At 39.2% G+C, this 6,604-nt stretch carries 5 protein-coding genes; all 5 read right to left on the bottom strand.

Going from position 1 to position 6,604, the window contains the following annotated elements; translation table 11 throughout:
* Positions 1-28: 28 nt before the first annotated feature.
* Positions 29-865 (bottom strand): DNA-formamidopyrimidine glycosylase, encoded by an 837-nt coding sequence (gene mutM, locus AC52RT_RS10880; protein ID WP_495540761.1) that lies wholly within the window; start codon positions 863-865, stop codon positions 29-31.
* 33 nt (positions 866-898) lie between these two features.
* Positions 899-3,532: a DNA polymerase I gene (gene polA / locus AC52RT_RS10875; protein ID WP_495540760.1), complete on the bottom strand. Its 2,634-nt coding sequence runs from the start codon at positions 3,530-3,532 to the stop codon at positions 899-901.
* 247 nt (positions 3,533-3,779) lie between these two features.
* Entirely contained in the window at positions 3,780-4,706 is a 927-nt protein-coding gene (gene hflC / locus AC52RT_RS10870) for a protease modulator HflC (RefSeq protein ID WP_495540759.1), read from the bottom strand.
* Entirely contained in the window at positions 4,696-5,694 is a 999-nt protein-coding gene (hflK, locus tag AC52RT_RS10865) for an FtsH protease activity modulator HflK (RefSeq protein ID WP_495540758.1), read from the bottom strand. Before hflK ends, hflC begins: the two co-directional genes overlap by 11 nt.
* A gap of 245 nt (positions 5,695-5,939) precedes the next feature.
* Positions 5,940-6,604, bottom strand: a 665-nt coding sequence (locus tag AC52RT_RS10860; RefSeq protein WP_495540757.1) for a sensor histidine kinase, incomplete at its 5' end; no start/stop codon positions are given.

The raw sequence follows: 6,604 nt of genomic DNA, 5'->3' as shown, positions 1-6,604 counted from the left end.
CTATCCGATGTGTGAATATCGTTTCTTCTTAGGTTTTTGGTAACGGCTGACAGACGGGACAAATATGCGTTCCCCTGCCTCCGACTACTAATTTTTCCAGTGGCGTTCCACAACGCTTACATGGCTCACCCTTGCGTCCATAAACAAATAATTCTAGTTGAAACATCCCTATTTGTCCTTGTGAATTCACATAAGAACGAATGGTGCTGCCGCCTTTTTCTACAGCCTCAGCCAATGTTAACTTTACTTCTCCATGTATTCTCGTAATCTCATCCAATGTAAGGGATGAAGCCATTCGTTCTGGATGTATGCCAGCACGGAATAAAGATTCATCTACATAGATATTTCCTATTCCAACCACTACCGTTTGATCGAGAAGTACCGACTTAATTTTCCGATTTGTTTTGGCTAACTTTATCGCTAAATCCCCTGTTGTAAATTCTTCAGAGAGCGGCTCTGGCCCTAAATGAAGAAGCGGCATCCTAGAGACCTCTTCACCTTTTGTAAATAAATGCATCGTTCCAAACTTTCGTACATCACGGTAACGAAGTTGATATCCGTCTATAAAGGTAAAGACTACATGAGTATGCTTATCGCGCGGTTCACTTTCAGGATAAACAGCGTATTTCCCTTCCATTCGTAAATGGGAGACAAGAGAATAATCATCAAGCTGAAAAATCAAAAACTTACCGCGTCGGCCTATTTCATGAATCGTTTGCCCGATCAATGCATCACTGAATTGTTCCACCGGTTCGGGGGCTTTAATGATTTTTGGCCAATATATATCTACATTTTTAATCGTTTTTCCAAGGACTAGCTGTTCAAGTGTTCGTCTAACGGTTTCTACCTCAGGTAATTCTGGCATCTGCAATCTCCTTCAAGTGAATCTAGATCCTCATTATTTAGCATCAAACCACGTTGGTCCATATGCATAGTCAACTTTTAACGGTACATTTAATTCAATAGCTCTTTCCATTTCTTCCGGGACAATTTTCATTAAAATTTCTAATTCTTCAGGAGGTGCTTCAAAAATCAATTCATCGTGTACCTGAAGCAGCATCCGGGTTTTTAGGTTTTCTTCTTCGATTCGCTCACTCATATTAATCATGGCAAGCTTTATAATATCAGCCGCACTTCCCTGAATGGGTGTATTCATCGCGGTACGCTCAGCAAAGCTTCTTTGGTTGAAATTACGGCTCGTAATCTCCGGAATATAACGCCGGCGCTGCAACAACGTGGACACATACCCCTTTTGCTTCGCTTCGTGAATACTTTCATGCATATATTCCTGGACACCCGGGAAACTTTTTAAATAATTATCAATAAATTGAGCAGCTTCCTTTCGGCTGATTCCCAGACTCTGTGATAAACCATAATCACTAATTCCGTAAACAATACCGAAATTAACGGCCTTTGCATGACGCCGCATATTCGATGTCACTTCTTCCTTTTGTACATGGAAGACATCCATCGCCGTTTTGGTATGGATATCCATATCGGCTCGGAATGCCTCAACCAACCCTTCATCGTTCGCAATGTGTGCAAGCACACGTAATTCAATTTGTGAGTAATCTGCTGCGAAAATAATCCAGTCTTTTTCCGATGGGATAAATGCTTGTCTAATCTTTCGTCCTTCTTCTAGTCGAATCGGTATATTTTGAAGATTAGGATCGGTTGAACTTAAGCGCCCTGTTTGTGTCAGCGCCTGATTAAAGCGGGTATGAACTTTGTCACTATCGGCATTAACAACCTTCAATAATCCTTCAATATAAGTAGATTGCAGTTTGCCCAGCTGACGGTAGTGAAGAATTTCCCGCACAATTTCATGCTGACTTTCTAATCGTTCAAGCACATCTGCCGAAGTTGAGTAACCCGTTTTCGTTTTTTTGTAAACGGGAAGCTGAAGTTTCTCAAATAGAATGACACCCAGCTGCTTCGGTGAGTTAATATTGAAGCATTCGCCGGCTGCTTCAAAGATCTTGGCTTCTATTTCATTCAATCTCATCGCCAGTTCTTTTCCAGATTGCTTAAGACGCTCAACATCTACCTTAATTCCCTGAGTTTCCATTTTTGCCAGTATAATGGACAACGGAATTTCAAGATCCATTAATAGACGGTATTGTTCGTTTTGTTCAAGTGTTTCAATCATAATCGGCTTTAATTCCAGCAGCGCTTTCGCTTTTCGAGCAAGGTGCTCGCTTAGTTCCGTTTTATCAGGAATTGTCCGCTTAGCCCCTTTTCCATAAAATGCTTCATCAGACATTAGTGGTGAATAATTTTGTTTTTTCGCAATGGCCGCCAAATCTTCAGCAGCATCAGCAGGATCGAGAATATACGAAGCAAGAAAGATATCAAAATCGATTCCTTTTAAGTCAATTCCGCGCCTCTGCAAGGCAACAATTGTCTTTTTCGCATCATAAACAGCCTTCTTTTTCGTTTCATCACTGGCCCATTCTTTAAAAATGGCTGATTCTGCCGCCTGTTCCGCCTTCAAATAAAAGTGACCATGTTCATTAGAAAGAGTGATTCCGATGATATCAGCTTGATGATAGTTATCCTCCAGAATCTCTATAAAGAGCCCATTTTCTTCTGCAAACATTGCCTCGCTGATTTCGGACACTACTTCTACCTGGATCTCGTCCTGAACGATCTCCTCAGAAATGTCTGCCAGGTCACCCAGCTTTTCAAGTAAGGAATTAAAACCGAGGTCTTTATACATTTCAACCACTTTTGTAATGTCCATCCCTTTGTATGCTGTTTCTTCAAGTGTCACTTCGATTGGTGCTTCTCTTGTAATAGTCGCCAGCTGCTTACTTAGGACAGCCAAGTCCTGGTGCTCTTCAATTTTTTCTTTCAGCTTCTTCCCACTAACTTGATCAAGTGATTGCAATAGGACTTCCACTGTATTAAATTGCTGTAATAGCTTTAGCGCCGTCTTCTCGCCGACACCAGGAATGCCTGGGATATTATCTGAAGCATCTCCCATCAGACCTTTCATATCTATAATCTGCTGCGGAGCAAGACCGTATTTTTCGCGAATATGTTCTGGTGTATACAGCTCAATATCCGTAATTCCTTTTTTAGTAATCCCAACTGTTGTTGCAGTCGAGGCTAATTGCGTCAAATCCTTATCGCCAGAAATCACCTTGATCTCAAAGTTATCTTGCTCTGCCTGTAAGGACAGTGTCCCGATAATATCATCTGCTTCATAATTTGGAAGTTCGTAACGGGTGATTCCAAAAGCATCAAGTAATTCCCTTATGAATGGAAACTGTTCTGATAACTCCGGAGGCGTCTTCTGACGGCCGCCTTTATACTCCTTAAACGTTGCGTGTCGAAACGTCGTTTTCCCTGCATCAAAGGCAACGAGAATATGACTTGGTTTCTCTTCCTCCAAAATTTTATTCAGCATCATGGTAAATCCATACACCGCATTCGTATGAATCCCTTTATCATTATTCAACAGCGGTAAAGCAAAAAAAGCACGATACGCTATACTATTACCATCTATCAACACTAGTTTTTTTTCCAAATTAACTTCCTCCTGACAAACTAATACGCTCTTTTTTTGTTTCCTTATTTTTCACTAAACAATAGGAAATCATCCTCAAGCGTACCCTTTAAAAATCCGGTTTATATCTACTTTTATTCTACCAGAAGGGCAAAGAAAAGCGAATGCAGCTGTGCTGACCATGAATGGATGTAACTTGTTTTTCCTCCGACTATACAAATAAAGACGGCTATCCACCTGAGTAATAAACAGGTATAGCCGTCCTTTTTTACTTTGTATTTCCTGAGAGTAATTTAGCATATGGTGAATCCGAAGGCAGCACGATGACTGTTTGATCATTGACCGTTTTTGTATATGACTCAAGGGTTCGATATAGAGAGTAAAATTCAGTATCTTTTGAGAAAGAAGCATTATAGATTTGTGCTGCTTCTCCTTCACCTTCCGCTCGAATGATTTCTGCTTTTGCCTTAGCTTTAGCGAGAAGTTCTTTTACTTTCCGATCCGTCTCAGCCGTAATTTCATTTTTACTTGCGTCACCTTTTGAAAGGTATTCCTGTGCTTTTGATTCACGCTCAGAAATCATCCGCTTATAAACAGATTCCTCGTTTTCAGCTGGAAGATCAGTCCGTTTTATTCGTACATCAGTTACAGAAATTCCGTAATTATCTTTGGTCAATAATTCATTTACTTTTTGAGTGATCCGATCATTAATACTGCCTCTTGAAGATTTTTCATTGATGATTTGATCATAGTCCAACTGGCCAAGCTCAGTCCGGACAACTGAATAAATAAATTCTTCCATTCTCGTTTCTGCACTTTCTAACGATCTTGCATTGGTAATCATCTTAATCGGATCATCTATCCGCCAAATTGCATAGTTATCAATAATCATTCGTTTTTTATCTTTGGTGTTGATTTCCGCTTCCGATACATCATACCCCATTTGGTACTTCGGCAGCGTTGTTATACTTTGGATGAATGGAACCTTAACCTTCAGGCCTGGTGATTTATCGATTCGAACGATTTCACCGAACTGACGGACAACTTTAAATTCTCCCTCTTTTACAATATAAACATTCGTGAACAGGAACAGTAAAAGAACAAGGAGAACAATAAAGAAAATCCCGACTTTAATATACTTTCTCCAAGAAAAGTTATTTTTAAGTTCGTTAATATTTACAACTTTATTTGCCATCCTTAGTCTCTCCTTCCTCTTTAGGCGTCACTTTTTCTGTTTCGTTTCCTGTTTCTGTTTCTTTTTCTTTTTCCAATGGACGGATTGGGAAATATTTAAGTGTATTTCCATCGTCATTCATAATATACATTTCTGCATTTGGCAGCACCTGTTCTAGTGTTTCTATAATCAACCGCTCTTTTGTTACTTCAGGATTTTTCTTATATTCATTATATAATTTGTCAAAGACGGCCACATCACCGCGTGCTCTCTCAGTACGGGCTATTTTCTCACCATTGGCTTTTGATAAAATGGCTTTTTCTTCACCTTTTGCTTCATTCAATCGCTTATTTTCATATTTCTTCGCTTCGTTGACTTTTGTATTCGCTGTTTCTCTTGCATCTGTTACTTCTGTAAATGCTTTACGCACCTCGGAATTTGGAAGCTCAACATCCTGCAGTTTAACTGCTAAAATAGAAATCCCAATGTCATATTTATCAATAAGATTCGAAAGTAAATCTCGGACATCCCCTTCGATTTCTGCTTTCCCCGAAGTTAAGGCATCATCAATTGCTGAACTGCCAATTATACTCCGTAAAGCCGCTGACGTTGTATCATATAATATTTCCTTAGGATTATCAGCATTGTAAAGATATTTTGGCGGATTCGTAATCTTCCATTGAACAACCATATCAGCTAAGACAATATTTTCATCCCCGGTAATCATTTTCGTTTCCCTTGGATAATCCTTCACTTCTCCGTTGCTTTCTGAAAAGCCAAACTGAAGACTAAAGGTTTCTTTAGAAAGCTTCTCCACCGTTTGGATCGGCCAAGGCAATTTAAAATGCAGACCTGGCTCAATGACCGTTTCTTCAACCTTACCGAATGTCTGAATCACAGCTTGATCTGATTCATCCACTGTATACCAGGTTGTGATTGCTGTTATTAACAGAATGATAATTAAGAATGCTAGACCTGTTAACATATAGATTCTTTTTAAGCTAATCATTTCCCCACCCCTTTTTTGTTCTCCTTTTACTTACGTAACAAAAGAAGAAATGTTTCAAAAAATTCATAATAAGTCTATTATTAACAAGTGTTAGGGGTAAAAAAAGAAATAGCACGGACTAGGTACGTCCGCGCCATTTCTTTCCTTGGATGAAGGGGGTTTTCAATAGTAATTGTAACCTATTGATATTAAGATCATTTAAATTCAATGTTAATTTATTGTAAATGGTCTTTTCCCTCATCATTTTACTTGTTAATTTGTTTTTTTAATAAAACTGTAAATACGGTCCCTTTTCCTGGTTCACTGGCTACTGTAATTTCACCATGAAGGACTTCTAGGATGTGTTTTACGATGGCTAACCCTAGACCTGTCCCGCCAGAATCACGACTCCGCGCTTTGTCTACTCGATAAAAACGTTCAAATATTCGAGGCAGTTCCTCGGGTTCAATTCCAATCCCAGTGTCTCGAATCGTCACGATTACGTCGTCCATTTGTTCTTTTACTTCTACTTCTACCATTCCGCCATTGGGTGTGTAAGTCAATGCATTGGTCATTAAATTAAGAAAAACTTGTGTAATCCGGTATGCATCTCCTTCTATCCAGACAGGATTTTCAGGTGTGTGCAAGGTAAGTTCAATATCTTTTTCGACTGCTTTTCCATTGAGGATGGTTCGTGTTTCTTCAAGAATCTGAGTTAATTCTAGGGACTTAATATTAAGTACAAATTCTTGTTGTTCAATACGGGACAAGTCTAAAAGCTCTTGAATCAGCGCTTGCAGCCGATCACTTTCTTTCAGAATAATCATTAAAAAGCTTTTTAATGCTTCTTCATCCTTTAACGCTCCGTCTAACAGTGTCTCAGAAAATCCTTTAATAGAAGTGATGGGTGTCTTGAGCTCATGTGAAACAT

This window comes from Peribacillus sp., assembly GCF_059453735.1.
The sequence above is the reverse complement of the archived record's forward strand: the minus strand, read 5'-3'. Positions and strand labels throughout refer to the sequence as shown.

Bases quoted from the DNA above. Each gene is read 5' to 3' on its own strand.
- mutM (WP_495540761.1), bottom strand. From the start codon at position 865: ATGCCAGAATTACCTGAGGTAGAAACCGTTAGACGAACACTTGAACAG.
- hflC (WP_495540759.1), bottom strand. From the start codon at position 4,706: ATGGCAAATAAAGTTGTAAATATTAACGAACTTAAAAATAACTTTTCT.
- hflK (WP_495540758.1), bottom strand. From the start codon at position 5,694: ATGATTAGCTTAAAAAGAATCTATATGTTAACAGGTCTAGCATTCTTA.